General features: G+C 56.9%; 16 protein-coding genes. 6 read left to right on the top strand and 10 right to left on the bottom strand.

Features of this window, described 5'->3' with window-relative positions:
- Positions 1–92: 92 nt before the first annotated feature.
- The 3 genes from rpsT to pepT all read left to right on the top strand — a co-directional run bounded on the left by rpsT (position 93) and on the right by pepT (position 3,443).
- Positions 93–359 (top strand): 30S ribosomal protein S20, encoded by a 267-nt coding sequence (rpsT, locus tag HMPREF9166_RS11215; RefSeq protein WP_009754131.1) that lies wholly within the window; start codon positions 93–95, stop codon positions 357–359.
- Positions 360–589: 230 nt separating this feature from the next.
- Positions 590–2,158 (top strand): AbgT family transporter, encoded by a 1,569-nt coding sequence (locus HMPREF9166_RS11210; RefSeq protein ID WP_009754130.1) that lies wholly within the window; start codon positions 590–592, stop codon positions 2,156–2,158.
- Between the two features lie 19 nt (positions 2,159–2,177).
- Complete coding sequence (gene pepT, locus HMPREF9166_RS11205) at positions 2,178–3,443, top strand: peptidase T (RefSeq protein WP_009754129.1); 1,266 nt, start codon at positions 2,178–2,180, stop codon at positions 3,441–3,443.
- Between the two features lie 50 nt (positions 3,444–3,493).
- On the opposite strand, the gene HMPREF9166_RS11200 is transcribed toward pepT, so the two are convergent.
- Positions 3,494–4,657 (bottom strand): MFS transporter, encoded by a 1,164-nt coding sequence (locus HMPREF9166_RS11200; RefSeq protein ID WP_009754128.1) that lies wholly within the window; start codon positions 4,655–4,657, stop codon positions 3,494–3,496.
- A 135-nt stretch (positions 4,658–4,792) separates the two neighbouring features.
- Here HMPREF9166_RS11200 and HMPREF9166_RS11195 point away from each other — a divergent pair, with 135 nt between their 5' ends.
- Positions 4,793–5,971: an MFS transporter gene (locus HMPREF9166_RS11195; protein WP_009754127.1), complete on the top strand. Its 1,179-nt coding sequence runs from the start codon at positions 4,793–4,795 to the stop codon at positions 5,969–5,971.
- Positions 5,972–6,033: 62 nt separating this feature from the next.
- Here the strand turns inward: HMPREF9166_RS11195 and HMPREF9166_RS11190 are convergent, their stop codons facing one another.
- The gene (locus tag HMPREF9166_RS11190; protein WP_039981436.1) at positions 6,034–7,821 is read right to left on the bottom strand and encodes a M48 family metallopeptidase; all 1,788 of its coding nucleotides are present in this window, start codon (positions 7,819–7,821) and stop codon (positions 6,034–6,036) included.
- A gap of 113 nt (positions 7,822–7,934) precedes the next feature.
- Between HMPREF9166_RS11190 and HMPREF9166_RS11185 the strand changes: the two genes are divergently transcribed.
- Entirely contained in the window at positions 7,935–8,447 is a 513-nt protein-coding gene (locus HMPREF9166_RS11185) for a nitroreductase family protein (protein ID WP_039981434.1), read from the top strand.
- Between the two features lie 67 nt (positions 8,448–8,514).
- Here HMPREF9166_RS11185 and eno read toward each other — a convergent pair whose 3' ends face one another.
- From eno to HMPREF9166_RS11145, 8 genes are all read right to left on the bottom strand, one after another.
- Positions 8,515–9,819 carry a phosphopyruvate hydratase gene (gene eno, locus HMPREF9166_RS11180; RefSeq protein ID WP_009754124.1) on the bottom strand — a complete coding sequence of 435 codons (1,305 nt, stop codon included), beginning with the start codon at positions 9,817–9,819 and terminating at the stop codon, positions 8,515–8,517.
- A gap of 485 nt (positions 9,820–10,304) precedes the next feature.
- A complete protein-coding gene (locus HMPREF9166_RS11175) occupies positions 10,305–11,084 on the bottom strand; it encodes a ZIP family metal transporter (protein WP_009754122.1) in 780 nt (259 codons plus the stop codon).
- 68 nt (positions 11,085–11,152) lie between these two features.
- Positions 11,153–11,464 (bottom strand): immunity protein Tsi6 family protein, encoded by a 312-nt coding sequence (locus HMPREF9166_RS11170; protein WP_009754121.1) that lies wholly within the window; start codon positions 11,462–11,464, stop codon positions 11,153–11,155.
- A gap of 61 nt (positions 11,465–11,525) precedes the next feature.
- Entirely contained in the window at positions 11,526–12,197 is a 672-nt protein-coding gene (locus HMPREF9166_RS11165; protein ID WP_039981432.1) for a response regulator transcription factor, read from the bottom strand.
- A gap of 29 nt (positions 12,198–12,226) precedes the next feature.
- Complete coding sequence (locus HMPREF9166_RS11160) at positions 12,227–13,513, bottom strand: secretin N-terminal domain-containing protein (RefSeq protein ID WP_009754119.1); 1,287 nt, start codon at positions 13,511–13,513, stop codon at positions 12,227–12,229.
- 5 nt (positions 13,514–13,518) lie between these two features.
- Positions 13,519–14,058 (bottom strand): hypothetical protein, encoded by a 540-nt coding sequence (locus tag HMPREF9166_RS11155; protein WP_039981430.1) that lies wholly within the window; start codon positions 14,056–14,058, stop codon positions 13,519–13,521.
- A 115-nt stretch (positions 14,059–14,173) separates the two neighbouring features.
- Positions 14,174–15,628 carry a glucose-6-phosphate isomerase gene (locus HMPREF9166_RS11150; RefSeq protein WP_009754117.1) on the bottom strand — a complete coding sequence of 485 codons (1,455 nt, stop codon included), beginning with the start codon at positions 15,626–15,628 and terminating at the stop codon, positions 14,174–14,176.
- An 18-nt stretch (positions 15,629–15,646) separates the two neighbouring features.
- Positions 15,647–17,002, bottom strand: coding sequence for a phosphomannomutase/phosphoglucomutase (locus HMPREF9166_RS11145; protein WP_039981428.1), 1,356 nt, complete (start codon positions 17,000–17,002; stop codon positions 15,647–15,649).
- Between the two features lie 265 nt (positions 17,003–17,267).
- Here HMPREF9166_RS11145 and HMPREF9166_RS11140 point away from each other — a divergent pair, with 265 nt between their 5' ends.
- A complete protein-coding gene (locus HMPREF9166_RS11140; RefSeq protein WP_009754115.1) occupies positions 17,268–18,224 on the top strand; it encodes an AEC family transporter in 957 nt (318 codons plus the stop codon).
- The last annotated feature ends 60 nt before the right edge of the window (positions 18,225–18,284 follow it).

The following is an 18,284-nucleotide window of genomic DNA, read 5'->3' as shown; positions in this document are numbered from 1 at the left end:
CCGCCTCCTAGGCGTCCCGAAAAAAATATTGCATTTTATTTGTCCGTGTGATAGAATGACGCAGTACATTTTTCATTGAGGAGGTGAACGATTTGCCAAACATTAAGGCATCCATTCTGAGTGTAAAATCTGACGCCAAGCGCCATGCACGCAATGTTGCGGAAAAGACGCGCGTCCGCCGTGCCATCCGCAGCGTCAACGATGCTGTTGCTGCCGGCAACGCAGATGAGGCGAAAACCCTCCTCGTCGCAGCATACAAGTCCATCGACCAGGCTGCTGCAAACAACGTCTACCACAAGAACGCTGCAGCACGCAAGAAGTCACGCCTCGCCAAGAAGGTCAACACGCTGGCACAGTAAGGATAGAAAAAACGCCATTCCATACGAAATGGCGTTTTTTTGTTGCTTATGTAAGAAAGCACGGAACTACATCGTTGTCATTTTATTCGCGTCCTATTTATAATTACCACATGATTAACAAGAGGATTTCACCTATATACGTCGAAATAGTATATTTATTAGTTTTTTCTGTCTAATAACACTTTTCCTAAAAACAGAAAAACGGCAGAATTATATTAGGAGGTATTTGAATGGCAACCGAAATACACGATAGTGCACCACCAAAGCAGCAAAGTGTTGGAGGAATTCTTGGATGGATCGAGAAGATGGGCAATCGGATTCCCGACATTACCATGCTTTTCATCTGCGCCTTTGTGATCACCTGTGTCCTATCCGCAATCCTCTCGCAGATGCACTTTGACTACGTGCATCCGTCGACCGGTGCACCGATCGAGGTCACCAATATGATGAGCCCGGCCGCTCTCGTGACGCTGCTCACAAAGATGGTGACGAACTACACGGGCTTCCCGCCGCTCGGCATGGTTATCGTAGCCACGCTCGGCATCGGCATTGCCGACGGCTCGGGCTACATCAACACGGGCCTGAAAAAAATCCTCTCCGTCACGCCGAAGGCCCTCATCACGCCGATCGTCATCCTCGTTGGTATGCTGAGCCATCTGGCACCGGACTCCGGGTACATGATTATCATCCCGATCGCCGCGTATATGTTTTATGCGACGGGAAAGCACCCATTGGCGGGAATCGGAGCCTCCTTTGCCGGCATTGCCGGTGCATTCGCGGCCAACTATACGCCCTCGGCAATCGATCCTGTCATTCAGGGATTCACCCAGATGGCCGCACAGATCATCGATCCGACCTATGAGGTCAATGTTCTGTGCAACTATTTCTACGCCTTTGGCTCGACATTCATCGTCATCGGTGCCTGCTGGTGGGTAACCGAGCGCATCGTCGATCCGTGGTGCCGCAAAGCGTGCCCGGTCGATAAGGATATCGATGTATCCGCACAGGATCTCTCCGTCACGCCGAAGGAAAACCGTGCCTTCTCCATCGCAAGTGCCGTCCTCACCCTCCTGATCATTGGTCTGGTGCTCGCTCTTCTGCCGGAGGACTCCATCCTGCGTGACCCGAACGGCAACATTGCCAGCTTCAAGGCTCCCGTCATGCAGTCCATTGTGGCAATTATCTTCCTGCTCGCCGCCGCAACCGGTGTCGTCTATGGGATCATCAGCGGAAAATTCCGCAGCTCCAAGGACTTTACCAAGTCGATGGAAGAGATCACCAAGACGCTGATTCAGCTCATTGTATTCTATTTCTTTGCGGCACAATTCATGTATGTCTTCGGCGCCTCCAACATCGGCGCGCTGATTGCAATCTCGGGTGCAGAGTTCCTCAAGTCTCTGGCACTGCCACCGCAGGTGACAATCTTCGGTATCATTCTTTTCGTCGGCATGCTCAATCTCATCATCACATCAGCCTCTGCAAAGTGGGCAATTCTTGCACCGATCTTCGTGCCGATGCTGATGGCCGTTGGCATCGCACCGGAGCTTACACAGGCGGCGTTTCGCGTCAGCGATTCGGCGGTCAATGTCTGTACGCCGATGTTCGCTTTCTACCCGCTAATCATTGTCTACTGTCAGAAATACTACAAAAATACGGGGGTCGGAACACTCAGCTCTCTGATGCTGCCGTACACGATCACGCTTCTCATCTCATTGACGATTATGCTCTATGTCTTCTGGTGGCTGAACATTCCACTCGGTTTCCAGGCGGACTATGTCTATCCACGCGTCATGTTCTGATCATCCAGGAGGAATTACAATGAATACGAAAGAACTCGAAGAAGCCTTGGTGGAACGCTTTCTCCGCTACGTGAATGTTCCGTCACAGAGCCACCCGAACGGCGGCTCAAAAGTCCCCAGCACAGAGACACAGTGGGATATGGCACGTCTCCTTCAAGGTGAGCTGAAATCCCTCGGTTTGAAGGATATATACCTAAGCGACAAATGTGTTTTGACTGCGCAGCTTCCGGCAAATCTCCCCTCTAGCACGCCGCTGCCCCCAACAATCGGCTTCTGTGCACATATCGACACCGTCGATGTGTCGCTCAGCCCCGTCGTAAAGCCACGTCGCCTCCATTACACCGGCGGCGACATCACACTGAACGCAGAGAAGAATATCGTTATGCGGGCAGCGCAGCACCCGGAACTCTCGCCCTACGTCGGACAGGAACTGATCGTCACCGACGGCACCAGTGTCCTCGGCGCAGACAACAAAGCCGCTCTTGCGAATATCATGACGGCACTCGCAACGCTCGTCAACGATCCTGCGATTCCTCACGGCGACATCTGCGTCGCCTTTGTCCCCGATGAGGAATGCGGGCTCTGGGGCTCAAAGAACATGGACTTTTCAAAGTTCCCGGCCGATTACGCATACACCATCGACTGCTGTGCTCTCGGAGAAGTCGTCTACGAGACATTCAATGCAGGCTCCGCAGAGATCACCATCCACGGCGTCAGTGCACATCCGATGAGTGCAAAGGGGGTTCTGGTGAACCCGACACTGCTCGCCGTGGACTTTGTCAATCTCTTTGACCGCAAGGAGACACCGGAATGCACCGAGGGCACAGAGGGATATATCTGGTGTCAGACGATCCGCTCCAATCCGACGACCGCAACGGTCGAGCTCAACATCCGCGACCACGACAAGGCACGCTATAAGAGACGCAAAGCCCTGATTGCCGAGAACGTTGAAAAACTGCGCCGTATGGAGCCGCGCTGCCGCGTCGAGTACACGATGGAGGACACCTACGGCAATATCGCAGATGCGGTCACGGATGAAAATAAACAGGCAATCGACCATATCTACACGGCAATGAACCGCCTGGGGATCACGCCGCACACGATCGCCATGCGCGGCGGAACCGACGGCTCATTTATCTCAACAAAAGGGATCCTTACCCCGAATTACTTTACGGGGGGGCTCAATTTCCACTCCAACTGTGAGTTTCTCCCCATCCCGTCGCTGCGCAAATCCTACGAGGTGACCATGATGCTGATTGCGCTCGCCCTAGGGAAGCACGGATAAATTTGACACCAATCTGGCAGACCTCATTTTATCAGCGACTCCCTAGAAAATCACGGAATTCGTTTGAACACATAGAACCCGATCGCTGCCTGCAGAATACTGAGCGCGGCGAGCATGGCAAATGCCGTCTGCAGCGTCGTGAGTGAGGAGACGAATCCGATGGCGGCAGGTCCAGCGAGGATGCCGAGATATCCCATGGTGCTGACGGCGGAGACCGCCGCACTGACCGGCATGACGTTCTGCCGCCCCATTAGAGAGAAGAAGACGGGCACGATGTTCGCGCTCCCGATGCCAATGGCAAAGAAGCCGACGTAGAGCAGCGCATCTACGGGTGCAAACATGACGAGCAGAATTCCGCCGAACGCGAGCAGTGCACCACCGACGGCAACGAAAAGCGCGCCGATGCGCTGGACGACGCGGTCGCCGAGAAAACGCATCGTGAGCATCGCGGCAGAGAAGACGGAATAGCCCGTGCCCGCAAGCGCGAGATCCATGCCGCGCACGGTGGTCAGGTAGACGCCGCCCCAATCCATGACCGCTCCTTCGCTGAGGAAGGCGATGAACGCCGTCATGCCGACAAAGACGATGATGCCGCGCGGCAGTGCGAGCAGTGCGCCGCCGCCCCCACCGTACGGAATCAGATGACGTCCGAACACTACCGTCAAGAGGAGGATGAGCCCCGCCGCAATCGCCGTCGACTGAAATGGCGTGAGACCGAGCAGCCCGACCCATACGCCGTAAAGTCCCGCACCGGCGAAGCCGCCGAGGCTCCAGAAGGCGTGCATTCCGCTCATGATGCGCCGCCCAATGCCCTTTTCCACCAGTACGGCGACGATGTTGACCACGACGTCGATGCAGCCCATCACCGCACCGAAGATAAGTACGATCGGCACGGCGAGCGAAAGTGCGTCCACGCATGAGACGAGCAGAAGAATTGCCGCAAAGAGGATCGAGGCCGTCATGACGACGCAGCGACACCCGAGCCGCATGGCGAGTGCACCCGAGAGCGGCATCGTCAGGAGAGAGCCGACCCCGATGCAGAGCAGCAGCATCCCGAGCACATCGTCCCCCACCATCAGCCGCTCGCGCAGGAGCGGGACGAGCGGCGCCCACGTCGCTGTGCCAAAGCCTCCGATGAAGAAGAAGGCACGTGCCGCGTGAACCTCGCACATCCCAATTTCTTTTTTCCTCGTATCCCCCATGATGCTCCCCATTTCGCTGCACCGTCCAAAACTCACGCCATTCTACCATAGAAATAGAAAAAAGCAAGCTGCGTTTCTGGACAGATATGGTATTGCACTGTAGGATTACAATAGATATAGTATCTCACGGATAAAGAGGATGATGGCATGAACGAACCGGCAGTAAGGGAAACACTCTGGACGCACGAATTTCTCGGCATGAGCCTCGTCAGCTTCCTCATCTATCTGACCCAATACGCAATGATCGCAGCACTCCCCATTGTCATGATGCAGGAGTACGGAGGCGGTGACGTCGAGGCAGGCCTCGCCATGACCTTCTTCCAGATCGGTACGGTCGCTGCGCGTCCCTGTGCGGGCATTCTCATCGACGCCGTCAACAAGCGGCGGCTCATGATCGTCATCAGTGTCCTGTTCTTCATCGTTATGGCACTCTTCCTCGTCGCCTCGGCGATCTCCATGCTCTACGGCCTGCGCCTCCTCCACGGCGTCATCTTTGCCGTGGCGACAACGACAGCGGCGGCACTCGCGGCGCTGATTCTCCCTCCATCGCGCAAGGGTGAGGGCATCGGCTACTTTGCTCTCTCCACCAACCTCGCGATGGTCGTCGGCCCCATGGTTGGCCTGCTCATCATGGAGCATTTTTCTAGCACGGCGCTCTTCACTGCACTCAGCATACTCGCCGCGCTCTCCATCGTGATGAGCACGATGCGTCTGCCCGATGCCGTCATTCTGCCGCAGGGTGCACGACGCCGCCTCTCCGTCCAGACGTTTATCGAGCGACGCGCGCTCGCGCCCGCCCTTATCGCGGGGATTCTCTTCTTCGCCTACGGCAGCGTGCTCACCTTTATCCCGCTCTATACGCGCAATCTCGGGCTGTCGGCAGAGACGAGCCTCTTCTACGCCTGCTATGCGGGAGCGATTCTCGTGACACGCCCCTTCGTTGGACGCATCTTTGACCGCATGGGGCCGGACTATACGGTCTACCCCGGAGTACTTCTCTTTGCCGTGGGCATGGCGCTCCTCGGCAGCATCACGGGGCTCACGGGACTGATCGGCGCCGCCCTGCTCCTCGGCGCAGGGTTCGGCGCGGTCACGCCTGCGCTGCAGACGCTCGCCGTGCGCAGTGTCCCCGCATCGCGTGCCGGAGTCGCTACGGCGACCTACTTCTGGTCCCTCGACATCAGCGTCGGGCTTGCCGCCGCAGGGCTCGGCATCGTCGCCGTCACGTACGGCTATGCGTTCACCTACCGCATCGTGGATGTTGTCGTCATCATCGTCGCCGCACTCTGCTACACCATCTGGCGGCGCATGGGGAAAAAGGAATAAAGGAATAAGGATATCTCAAAGCGGCTGCTGTACGAAGAAATCATACGTACAGCAGCCGCTTGTTACATCCCACTCTCCTTTTTCTGCTCCTCCTCTGCTTCCCTCGCCTTCTTCTCTGCCTTTTTGCGTTCCTTGTAGGCACGCGCATCGATTTTTTCCAAATAGCTGTCGGGGATGCGGGCGACCGCCTTCGGTTCGACCGCATAGAGTTTTTTGTAGTAGTCCTCTGCCGCATCACCGTTGCCCATCTCATCGTAGATCTCTGCGGCGATCAGATACCCATAGGGGCTCTTTGCATCCACTTCGATCGCCTTCAATGCGTCGGCAAGTGCGCCGTCACGCTCACCGAGCATGCGCCGTACATCCGCGCGGTTGACCCACGTGAGGACGTCCGTCGGAGCATCGGCGACACCGCGGTCGGCGTCGGCGTGGGCGCGGTCAGCGTCGCCCAGCACAGCATAGGCACGTGCACGAATGACATAGCTGAGGGCAGGCTTGTCGTCGTGCGCCGCACCAAAGACACGCGCCATCAGAATGAGGGCACGCGTTCCGTCGCCATAGTCACTGTAGGCGTCGCTGTTCTCGCGTATTTTATCCATCGCCTTCGCATCGGCGCTCTCAACCGCCGCATGCTCCGCCTCACGTTCGGCGGCACGCGCCTGCTCCGTGCTGCGCAGCCTCTCCCGAGCGCCGCTCGCCGACTCCCCGACGTACGCATCCCCAACGAGAGAGATAAGCTGTGCCCCCGCCTTGGCCTTCTCCACCAGGGGCAAGAGTGCCGCATTGATCCGGGCGTCGCCGCGCATCGATACGCCGCCGCCGCGCGTCAGAGCGAGCCCCCAGTCCGCTGCCGTATCATAGTCGTGGAAGGCACGGGCCAATGCGCCTGCAGCGAGATAGGCGTTCTCGGGACTGTTGTCGTAGTCCTCATCCGTCTGCGTCGCCGTGAGGAGCGGCGTGCCGTCGATGCAGACCGTCCGCCGATCCGTCACCGTCACGTGCCCCGCACTGTATGCCGTAAGCATCTCCGCGAGCTTTGCCTCACGCCGCTCTGTCGCAGGATGATCGGAGAAATCGTCCTGCGGGAGGTCCTTGTCCTTTGGGTTCTGGTACTCACGCAGATCCTGGGTCACATACGTCAGATAGTAGCCCATGCGTGCCATCGCCGCCGCTCCGCCGCCGGGGTTGAATCCCGCACTCGTCATGATGTGGAAGCCGCCCTCGTCGGCCTCGTACTCTGTGGGAAGTGTAATATTTTTAGCAATAGAGTAGCCCGCCAGTGCGTTGAGCTTGTTCCAGTCCATCAACCCCGCATCCATGTTGAGAAAACTCAGCCCGTAGTACTGTGCTGCCGCCTTCGCGTAGTTGTGTGCGCTGTGCTGGCGGATGCCGTGCGTCATCTCATGCCCGAGCACCGCAGCGAGCTCATCCTCGCTGCCGTTCAGCCCGCGGATCAGCCCGCGGTTGATGCTCACATAGTCCGTCGGATAGCACGCCGCATTGAAGATGGGGCTGTCGTTCACCGCCCAGACAAAGGGAAGGGAGTTCACGCGGAGCACATAGTCTCCGTCCTGCACGAGCCGCTGCATCACATGATCGACAAGCGCAATATCGCGTGCATTTCGTGCGCGTCCGTTTTCCTCTATATCCTGTCGCTCGCTCTCATGCTGCGCGTGAACATCGTTGCCGAGCGCGAGCACCGCACCGAGTGCCGAGTGGTACGCGCCGAGCACGCCGAGTGCCTGCGCCGCAATCCCCCACGCGTCAATCGCCTCCGCACGCATCGGCGAGAGCAGTAGTCCGCCTCCGATCATCAAGGCGGAGCATGCTGCAAGAATTCTCTTTCGCATCCGATCACTCCCTTTGATTGGCACTATACCATGACATTCTTATTTTCTGCTGAAAGGCATATTTGTGACATAACTATGATATAATGAAATCATCGAAGAAAAGGAGGATCACCATGGAATTTAACGAACTCATCCGCGAACGCTTTTCCTGCCGTGCCCTTTCCGACAGGGAAATTCCGCACGAATCCATGAACCGCATTTTTGAGGCGGCACGTCTCTCTCCTACGGCAGTCAACAAACAGCCATTTAAGGTCTGGGCCATCGAAAGCCCCGACGCACGTGCAAAGCTCGCTGAGACGACGAGCTACACCTTTGGCGCCGGCGTCTTTCTCGTCATTGGCAGCAAGGCGGACGAGGCGTGGGTGCGCCCCGACGATGATCTGAACTTTGCTGATGTGGACGCCGCCATCGTCGCGACGCATATCATGCTCGCCATCCACAACGAAGGTCTGCGCGCAACATGGGTTGGCAAGTTCAATACGCCGAAACTCAAGGAGCTGTTCCCCGTCATGAAGGGCTACAACCTCATCGCGCTCTTTCCCGTCGGCTATCCGACGGAAAAGGGTGTCCCCTCCCCACGCCACAAGGAGCGCAAGAGTGCCGTGGACATCGTGCAGATACTCTAGGGACAGCAAGCCGCATACAAAAATCCCCACCCTAGGGTGGGGATTTTTGTATCCGCAAAGGATCTTCTTACTTCGTGAAGTTGAACGCGCGCTTGCCCGGATAGACCGCACTTGCGCCGAGCTGTTCCTCGATGCGCAGAAGCTGGTTGTACTTCGCAACGCGCTCGGAACGGGACGGTGCACCCGTCTTGATCTGTGCCGTGTTGAGTGCAACAGCGAGATCGGCGATCGTCGTGTCCTCGGTCTCGCCCGAACGATGCGACGTAACCGCCGTATAGCCTGCCTTATGCGCCATCTTGATCGCCTCAAGCGTCTCGGAGACCGAGCCGATCTGGTTCAGCTTGATGAGGATGGAGTTCGCCGCACCGAGCTCAATGCCCTTCTTCAGGCGCTCCGTATTCGTGACGAAGAGATCGTCACCGACGAGCTGGACCTTGTGCCCGAGTGCCTTTGTCATCGCCTTCCAGCCGTCCCAGTCCTCCTCGTCGAGACCGTCCTCAATCGAGTAGATCGGGAACTGGGCGATGAGCGACTCCCAATGCTTGATGAGATCATCGGATGTGAACTTCTTGCCGGACTTTGGCTGATGATAGAAGCCCTTTCCCTTCTCCTTGTCCTTCCACTCGGAGGAAGCTGCATCCATCGCGAGGACGAAATCCTGTCCGGGCTTGTAGCCGGCGTTCTCAATCGCCTTCAGGATGTGCTCGATCGTGTCCTCATCGGAATCGAGATCCGGCGCAAAGCCGCCCTCGTCGCCGACTGCCGTCGTCTTGCCTTCCTTCTTGAGGAGTGCCTGCAGCGCATGGAACACCTCAGTCGACCAGCGCAGTGCCTCGCGGAACGTCGGTGCGCCTGCCGGCATAATCATGAACTCCTGCGTATCGACGGAGTTCGTCGCATGTGCACCGCCGTTCAGAATGTTCATCATCGGAACTGGCAGGACGTTCGCCTGCAGACCGCCAAAGAAGCGGTAGAGCGGAATATCCTCGGACTTTGCCGCCGCATCTGATGCTGCAATCGAAACAGCAAGAATCGCGTTTGCACCGAGTTTCGACTTGTCTTTCGTGCCGTCCACATCGAACATCGCCTGGTCGACGGCATAGATGTCGCTCGCCTCAAGGCCGAGGAGTGCAGGAGCGATCTTCTTGTTGACGTTGTTAACCGCCTTTGAGACGCCCTTGCCGCCGAACTTCGACTTGTCACCGTCACGCAGCTCCAGTGCCTCGAACTCGCCCGTGGATGCACCCGAGGGAGAAGCACCACGGCCAATCGTGCCGTCCTCGAGAACGACCTCCGCCTCTACTGTCGGATTGCCACGTGAATCGATGATCTCACGACCGATGACCTGAGCGATTCTTAAATAATCACGCATGAAAATTCCTCCTCATCACCATAACGAAAGGGCGCCCCTTCCGAATACGCCAATTCCCAGGCGCATCCTTCTCTGTGCTATTATACGTTCTTTCTTGCCAAAAATCAATGTGGCAACACCTCATGCCGGAACTTCCTTAAAACTTTTTAGGAAAGCACGAAATCACTCAGAAGAACCTTGATACAAGAATAAACAACCCGTATTCGACATTATTAGTGTATATTTTTTTCTATTGTGTGACTTGGGTTACAAAATTTTCAAACAAAATATGATAAAATACGAAGTATCAACGGGGAATACGAAACGTCCTCCCCGACATCTTTCCCCCCCGTTGATCATCCCTCTATGGGAACGTTTCCCTGCGTTCCTATTGTAAGGCAAAATCCTTACATCCCATTTCTCAAGCCGCAGGTATTCCCAACCTGCGAGCATCCCTTTCCAGGAAAAAGAGCCGACCACCCTGTCGGCTCTTTTTCTATGCGTATTTATCCGAGCGCGACATCGAGCATCATCATGAGCGTAAAGCCCACCGCAAACGAGAGCACGCCGATGTTCGAGTGCTCTCCCTCGCTCATCTCCGGAATCAGTTCCTCCACCACGACGTAGATCATCGCGCCCGCCGCAAAGGAAAGCGCATAGGGCAGAACGGGCACGATGAGTGCCGTTGCAAGTACTGTCAGCACGCCGCCGATCGGCTCGACCGCCCCCGAGAGGACGCCGCCCGCAAAGGCACGCCACTTTCCCATCCCCGCTGCACGCAGCGGCATCGAGATGATCGCGCCCTCGGGAAAGTTCTGGATGGCAATGCCGAGCGAGAGCGCGAGCGCGGCACCAAGCGTAATACCCTCGCTGCCGCTCAGCCAGCCCGCGTAGATTGCGCCGACCGCCATTCCCTCGGGGATGTTGTGCAGGGTCACGGCGAGGACAAGCATCGTCGTCCGCGAAAGGCGGCTGTGCGGTCCTTCCGCCTGCTGCGCATTCATATGCAGATGCGGGATAATGTGATCGAGTACGAGGAGAAAGAGCGTCCCTGCCCAGAAACCAACGACGGCAGGAACAAAAGCGAACTGCCCGAGATCGGCAGAGCCCTCCATCGCAGGGATGAGGAGGCTCCAGACCGATGCCGCCACCATGACGCCCGCAGCAAAGCCCGTCAGCCCACGCTGCACGCTGCGGTTGAGTGTACCCTTCAGGAAGAAGACACAGCCGGCACCGAGTGCCGTCCCAAGAAAGGGGATCATGAGTCCCTCAAAAACATCTGACATAGCATCACCTCTTTATGAAAAGTATATCAGATGATTAGGTTAATATCAATGATAGTTTTTCTCATTTATCATGGCATCCTATGATAGTCAAGAGCTCCGCCATAGCAATCGCAGAGTTTCTGCGCGTATGGATCATGTTCCTCGTCGAAATTTTTTACCGCGATTGTGCCCAAGGAATATCGTTTGTAGAGGACAGATCTTGGAATCACGATACTGCGGTCAATCACCTGTGTTTTCAGATCCATCAGCTGCGCGTAAATCACCTCATACAAGGCAACGTCAGGAGACATCTTCCGCAGCTGATCTGTTTCTGCCATCGCCTGTTCCATGATTTCCTGATAATATGCCTTGGTTCTCCGTGCACTGAGTCTGATATACATATTTCCTTTCTCTCCATCGAACAGAAAAAGGCACGCTACTCCTATGAGTGCGTGCCTTCCTTTACTCCAACGAAACGATTTTGTTCTTCAGTACATAGACGAGTGCCTGCGTGCGATCATTCACCTTCAGCTTGTGAAAGACGCTCGTGAGATGGTTCTTGACCGTCTTTTCGGAGAGCCCCAGCGCCTTGCCGATGTCCTGATTCGATAGGCCTTTTGCAATGCAGCCGAGCACGTCCATTTCACGCGGGGTGAGGCGTTCTCCACGGCTCTCGTCCCAGATTTCCTTTGCCATGCGCCCAACGTCGCCCGAGATCGCGGGCGTGCCAAAGAGGCGCTCGGCAAGCTTCGGATAGACGAAGGGATTGCCCTCGTTGACCATGTGGATTGCCTTGATGAGCACATTCGGTTCGACGTCCTTGAGCAGGTAGCCGAGTGCCCCGTTCTTCAGCATTTCGAGCACATAGTTATCGCTGTCGTGGATCGTGAGTGCGATGATCTTCACGCGCGAGCGCGCCTGCTTCAGCTGCTTCGTTACGTCCAGCCCCGTCAGCCCCGGCATATTAATGTCAAGCAGGAGGATGTCGGGTTTGAGCATAAGCGTGCGCGCCAGTGCTTCCTGCCCGTCCTCTGCTTCGCCGACGACCTCGAGATCGTCTTCAAAATTCAGTACGCGCTTGATCCCCTGCCGCAAGAGCGCGTGGTCGTCTGCTAAGAGTATTCTGATTGCCACCCTTGATCTCCTCTTTCCGTCGTATTTCATCACTCGTCCAACACATGTGCTGTGAGAAAAATCATCAGTTCCGTCTCATTTCTGCTCGTCCGTACCGTACGGAAGAATGCTCCTAAGAGCGGCAGGTCGCCGAGAAACGGAATCTTCGCGAGCGTACGCGACTCATCGCTGTCAATGAGCCCGCCGATCACCATCGTCTCGCCGTTTTTCAGGCGAACCGTGGTGTCCGCGCTCCGCTTTTGGAAACGGTACGCCTTCAGATCGTCAACGAAAACGGGCGTACTGACCTCCGTGTGCACGCGCGCGACGATGTTGCCATCTGCCGTGACACGCGGCGTATAGCGTAGGATGATTCCCGCCTCGCGGTACTCGATGCCGGTCGTCGTGACATTATTCGATGTCGTCACGACCGGCACGGGCACCTCCGCACCGATATTGATCAGTGCCTCACGCCCCTGCACGGTCGTCACGTTCGGACGGGCAAGCATCTTTGCCTTGCCCTCCGAGACGAGTGCGCGGATCGCCGCCGTGTAGTAGAACTCATACGGCATGCCCTCGGGTCCGCGTCCAAAGCGTATGATCCCGGGGGCACTCGTGCCGTCCATCCCCGCATTGCGTCCGTTGACGTGCCAGCTGCCTGACGCATCACGTGAGACGTCCGGGTACTGCGGCAGCGATGACCATGACCAGTCGATGCCAAGCTCCTTTGCTGCCCGCTTGGAGACGGCAACAACACGCGCCTCAAGCGACACCTGACGCGGCGCCGTGTCGAGGGCAAAAACGATCTCGCGTACGGCACGAGCCTCCGACTCCGTACCGTAAAAGAGAAGCGTATTCGTCGCTGTATCCACAAGAACGCGCTGCGGCGTATCGGAATCCGAGTCCTCATTTTCGCTCGTATCTTTATTATTTTTCGACACGATCGCGCGTTTTCCTTCACCCGTGAGGGATAAATTTGCTGCATGGGCGAGTTCCTCAGGATCAGCATAGCGGACGACATAGGTATGAACGCGCCGCTGTGCATCGCGCACCTCTGTGCCGACGGCCAGCCACACATCCCCGTGCTGCTCAAGGTGGATCCCGCGAGCGGCGGCGATGAGGTGCAGTACCTCCTCCGCCTCGCCCGTGAGATGTGCCGTTACCGTCCCCGTCACGCTGTCATCGACGATGAGCGGCAGATTCCCCATACGTGCCGCCGCGAGGAGGACAGACCGCACATCGCCGCCCGTTACATCAACGGTCACGGATGCAGCAGAGACCGGTGCAGCAAAAAGCAGCAGTCCAAAGAACATGGCCCTGATGATCCATCGCTTCATCCTATTTACTCCCTCGTAAGCGTAATGACGCCATGCACCGTGCGCAGTGTCGCCGTTCGCTCGGTTAGTGCGTCAAGGGTATAGCCGTGCCATGTATCGCCCGCAGCAAGCGCCGCGCTGTCCTTCCCTCTAGCGAGGATGGCGATCCTCCGTCCGTCTGCCCCCGTCACAATACCGCGCAGTACGAGCGGCGTCTCTGCCTTGGGCTGCGCCTGCGGCGGCATCGGCGGAGCGGCAAGAGCGGGCTGCGCTGGCGGCTTTTCCTCGTGCGGCGTTGGCGCGATTGGCATAGTACCCGTCTCCCCCTCCGCTGCATGCGCCATGGTAAACGGGTTGTGCAGAGCTCTGCCCTCTGCCGCAGCAGAAAGCCCCTGCACCTCTGTCACGGACACATCAGAACGGCTGACCGTGGGCGGCACAGGAAGTGGCGGAGGTTCCTCATGGAGCATGGCTCCGAGGGAAAGGAGCAGGAGCAGTCCCGCGCCGACCGCCGCCTGCTGACGCCGATACCGCGCACTGAGATAATCTTTCCAGCGTTCGAGCACGCATACCTCCGATAAGCAAAGAGGGACTGCTGCTGCAGTCCCCCCCAAAAAAACCATCCACACGCTCAGACGTGCGGTTCCCATACCACATGTCTAAGCATTTTTTCATCGCCGCTTAGCCCTTTTTCTTCAGCTCCTGCAGCTTCGGTCCCATGATGCGCTTATACGCCTCGACACCCGGCTGATCAAATGCATCGACATCCGCCAGTTCCCCCTCGTAGGCAATGGACATCGCGAGCATATAGAGCAGCTCACCGAGATGATATGGCGTCAGTTCCGGCAGTCCAAACACTGCGCTGTAACGCTTGTTTGAGGCGAGTGCATCTGCATTTGACTGACGTGCAACCTCGAGGGCCTCCCCCATTGTCACACCCGCAATATCGGCGAGCTTCCTGACCTCAGGGAATACGTTCGGAATGACAAGATCATCCGCCCACTTGTCGATGCGGATAAACTGCACGACTTTATTGAGCTTGCCCTGCTGATGCTGCTGCGTCTGCGCGTGCATATCCGTCGTACCGACCGCAACGACAGGGGTACGACCGTAGCAGACTTCCTTGCCCTCCTTGTTGAACTGCTTGCCGAGCGATTCGGCAAGCAGCTGAATGTACCACTCGGAGACGGACTTCAGATAGTCGCCGTACGGCATCATGACCTCGATATCGCGGCCGTGCTTTTCGGATGCGGCAAACTTCAGTGCCGCATTGAGCATCGCGGGATTCTGCCAGAGGTCGTCGTTCTGACACGCCTGATCCATATCGCGTGCACCCGCAAGGAAACTCTCGATATCAAAGCCAATGCACGCAGCAAGCGTCAGCCCGACCTCGGTAAAGACAGTGAATCGTCCGCCTACGCCATCCGGCACGGCGAACTGCTTCCACCCCTTCTCAATGGCGAGCTTCTTCAGCAGAGTTGGCTTCTCCTCATTCGGATCGGTGACCGCGACCACCTCGACCTCGATGTTGTCCGCCTTCGTGAAGGCATCATACATCACCATGAAGTTCGACATCGTATCGAGCGTGCCGCCCGACTTCGAGATGACGAGGATCATGATGCGCAGCGGCTGTCCGCCATGCGTTTTCTTGATCTGCGCAACATCCTTCATGTGGTTGATAATGTCGCCTGTGCGGCGCGGGTCGATGTTGTTGCCGCTGAAGTAAATGCGCGGATAGTTGTCCCGCTGCTCGTTCGAGAGCGAGTTCCAGAGCTCGCCGCAGTGCACATCAAACAGCACCTTGTTCCCGAGGTACGAGCCGCCGATGCCAAGGGAAATCACGACATCCGTATTCTCCTGTGCGTGCTTTCCAAGCTCTTTCAGCCGTGCAAGGGACGCAGGAGAGTTGATATTGCCTTCCTTGATGTATGGCGTCTGCGAGAACAGCACCTTCTCCGGCTCCCCATCCTTCGAGAGATGTGCGCGGATAAAGCCCGTCTCGCGCATGACCTTCATTGCGGCATGTGCCTTCTTCAGATCTTCTGCATAGAAGGCAAGATCGGCATCCGTCACTTTCCCCTCGCCGTAGAGGTTGTCATAGTCAAACGTAAACCCCGACTTCAGTACAAGACTCATCCCAAAAATCCCCTTTCTTTACGCGCGGATCTCCGCGAGCAGTTCATCCGTCTTCTCCTTCAGCAGGGCTTTGTCCTGGCGCGTCTCAACATTGAGACGGATCACAGGCTCTGTGTTTGACATGCGCAGGTTGAACCGCCACTGCGGGAACTCGATCGAAAGGCCATCCACCTTCGTCACCGTGCCGCCCGCACCGTACTTTGCCTCGATGCGATCCATGACCGCCTTGGCATCGGCAACCTTGCTGTTGATCTCCCCCGAGGTCGGATAGCGATCCATGCGTGCCTGCATGAGCGCCGACAGCGTCTTGCCGCCCGCCGCACTCATCAGCTCTGCAACGAGCAGCCACGGAATCTGTCCGCTGTCGCAGTAGGAGAACTCACGGAAGTAGTGGTGTGCACTCATCTCGCCGCCGTAGATCGCGTTGACCTCGCGCATCTTATCCTTGATGAATGCGTGACCGCTCTTGCACATGACTGCCTTGCCGCCCAGCTGCTCCGCGATTTCAAGCGTATTCCATGTCAGACGCGGATCATAGATGATGCTCGCACCCTTATTCTTTTTCAAAAATGCCTCAGCGAGGAAGCCGACCATGTAGTATCCCTCGATGAAGCCGCCCTTTTCATCAAAGAGGAAACAGCGGTCAAAGTCGCCGTCCCACGCCACACCAAAGTCTGCGCCTGTCTCGCGCACGACCTTTGCCGTCGCCTCACGGTTCTCCTGCAGAATAGGGTTCGGCACACCGTTTGGAAAGTTGCCGTCCGGCTCATTGTAGACTTTGACCAGCTCGAACGGCAGGAACTTCTCCATGGCATTGATGATGGGGCCCGCCGCTCCATTGCCCGTGTTGACGACGATCTTATAGGGCTTCAGTTTGCTCACGTCGACATAGGAGAGAATATGCTTCACATATTCATCCAATATATCCTTCTTCTCGATATGTCCCGCCGAAGGTGCGGGGTCGGGATAGGTGCCGCCGACCGCCATCGCCGCGATGTCCTTGAGTCCCGTATCGCTGGAGATGGGGCGCGACTCCGCGCGGACGAACTTCATTCCGTTGTACTGCTTCGGGTTATGGCTCGCCGTAATCATAATGCCGCCGTCGAGGCCCAGATGCGCCGTCGTGAAGTAGATCATCTCTGTGCCGCACTGGCCGATGTCAACAACGTTGCAGCCCGCCTCCGTGAGCCCCTTCGCGAGCGCGTCGCGGATCGCAGGACCGGAGAGACGAATGTCATGTCCGATGGCGACCTTCTTTGCGCCGAACAGCGTGGGGAAACTGCGTCCGACACGATAGGCAAGCTCCTCGTTCACCTCATCGGGATAGATACCGCGTACATCGTATGCGCCAAAACCCTTGTCTGTCACTGCCATGTAACGTCCCCTCCTCCATGGGAGCACCGCTGCGGTGTCCCATACAAACCCATCCGCTCTTACGAGACGCAGGGTCATAACAAAACACTAAACAATATAAGATAATTATTCGCCGCTCTTTGCTTTTTTTCCTCTCTCCCACAGGAAAATCTTACAAACTTTTCCCTCTTTTCTCTATTATGTGCAAAGGACCGGCTGGTATTTACAATGCCCATAACTTGTGCTAGGATGAACGCACATATTTGTTTGGAAAGTCTGGGAAATCATGGATGAAATCAGTGCACGTCTTGTCTATCTCCTCACCGATCTGATCCTGCCGCTCATCGTCGGCTATCTGCTCTATCAGCGGCGGCTGCTCACGGACACTGCGGTCAATCGGCTCATCCGCATCAACGTCGTCGTCTTCTTTACGCTGCTGTCCCTCTTCAGCTTCTGGGCACTGCCGCTGACCAAGGACGTGCTCGTCCTGCCCTTTTTCTTTGCGTTTATCATCCTCTTTCCGGGATTTATCAGTTGGCGTTTCCTCGGACGGCGGTTCCACAGCTCCATCGACCGCGGTACACATCTCATCTCCGCGCTGCTCTCGAACATCGGCACGCTCGGCGGCATCTGCGCTTATATCATCTACGGAGAGCGCGGCTTTGCCTATGCACAGATCGGCGGCGCGTGCCAGAATCTGGTGCTCGTGCTGCTCGCCTTCCCCATCGCACAGTATTACTATCTCCTGCACAAGTCACGCGGACGCGCCGCACGGCTTGAGGCGCGGGGCTTTCTCGGGCTGCTCGTCTCATGGAATCAGCTCAGCATCCTCGGCATGGCGGCAGGGATTCTGCTGAACGCGGGCGGCATTGTACGCCCGGCTGTCCTCTCCGATGCATTTTCCTACATCATCCACATCTCCGCATGGTTCGCCATGCTGCCTGTCGGCTCTCTCATCAACATCCACCGCGCGCGCCACTTCGTCTACCTGACGCTCGACATGATCTTCCTGCGCTTCCTCATCGTTCCGCTCGTCACCTTCGCGGCGGCGCGTCTTTTGATCAGCGATCCGATTGTGCAGAACTCCCTCGTCATCTTTGCAAGCGTCCCGGCGGCAATCAACGCGACGCTCACGGCGCGGCTCTATCACCTCAATGTCGACTATACGATTGCCGTCTTCCTTGTCACCACCGTACTTTACCTCTGCGTCATCTTCCCCATCACCTTTTTCCTGTTCCGATGATGTGAATCATGGTTTGCGCGGAACATCACACGAAGGCACACAACAATCATTGCGATAGAA

The sequence above is a fragment of the Selenomonas sp. oral taxon 149 str. 67H29BP genome, assembly GCF_000146365.1.
GTDB classification, from domain to species: domain Bacteria; phylum Bacillota; class Negativicutes; order Selenomonadales; family Selenomonadaceae; genus Centipeda; species Centipeda felix.
The sequence above is the reverse complement of the archived record's forward strand: the minus strand, read 5'-3'. Positions and strand labels throughout refer to the sequence as shown.

Coding starts and splice junctions, on each gene's coding strand:
- HMPREF9166_RS11210 (WP_009754130.1), top strand. CDS start 590: ATGGCAACCGAAATACACGATAGTGCACCACCAAAGCAGCAAAGTGTT.
- pepT (WP_009754129.1), top strand. CDS start 2,178: ATGAATACGAAAGAACTCGAAGAAGCCTTGGTGGAACGCTTTCTCCGC.
- HMPREF9166_RS11200 (WP_009754128.1), bottom strand. CDS start 4,657: ATGGGGAGCATCATGGGGGATACGAGGAAAAAAGAAATTGGGATGTGC.
- HMPREF9166_RS11195 (WP_009754127.1), top strand. CDS start 4,793: ATGAACGAACCGGCAGTAAGGGAAACACTCTGGACGCACGAATTTCTC.
- HMPREF9166_RS11190 (WP_039981436.1), bottom strand. CDS start 7,821: ATGCGAAAGAGAATTCTTGCAGCATGCTCCGCCTTGATGATCGGAGGC.
- HMPREF9166_RS11185 (WP_039981434.1), top strand. CDS start 7,935: ATGGAATTTAACGAACTCATCCGCGAACGCTTTTCCTGCCGTGCCCTT.
- eno (WP_009754124.1), bottom strand. CDS start 9,819: ATGCGTGATTATTTAAGAATCGCTCAGGTCATCGGTCGTGAGATCATC.
- HMPREF9166_RS11175 (WP_009754122.1), bottom strand. CDS start 11,084: ATGTCAGATGTTTTTGAGGGACTCATGATCCCCTTTCTTGGGACGGCA.
- HMPREF9166_RS11170 (WP_009754121.1), bottom strand. CDS start 11,464: ATGTATATCAGACTCAGTGCACGGAGAACCAAGGCATATTATCAGGAA.
- HMPREF9166_RS11160 (WP_009754119.1), bottom strand. CDS start 13,513: ATGAAGCGATGGATCATCAGGGCCATGTTCTTTGGACTGCTGCTTTTT.
- HMPREF9166_RS11150 (WP_009754117.1), bottom strand. CDS start 15,628: ATGAGTCTTGTACTGAAGTCGGGGTTTACGTTTGACTATGACAACCTC.
- HMPREF9166_RS11145 (WP_039981428.1), bottom strand. CDS start 17,002: ATGGCAGTGACAGACAAGGGTTTTGGCGCATACGATGTACGCGGTATC.
- HMPREF9166_RS11140 (WP_009754115.1), top strand. CDS start 17,268: ATGGATGAAATCAGTGCACGTCTTGTCTATCTCCTCACCGATCTGATC.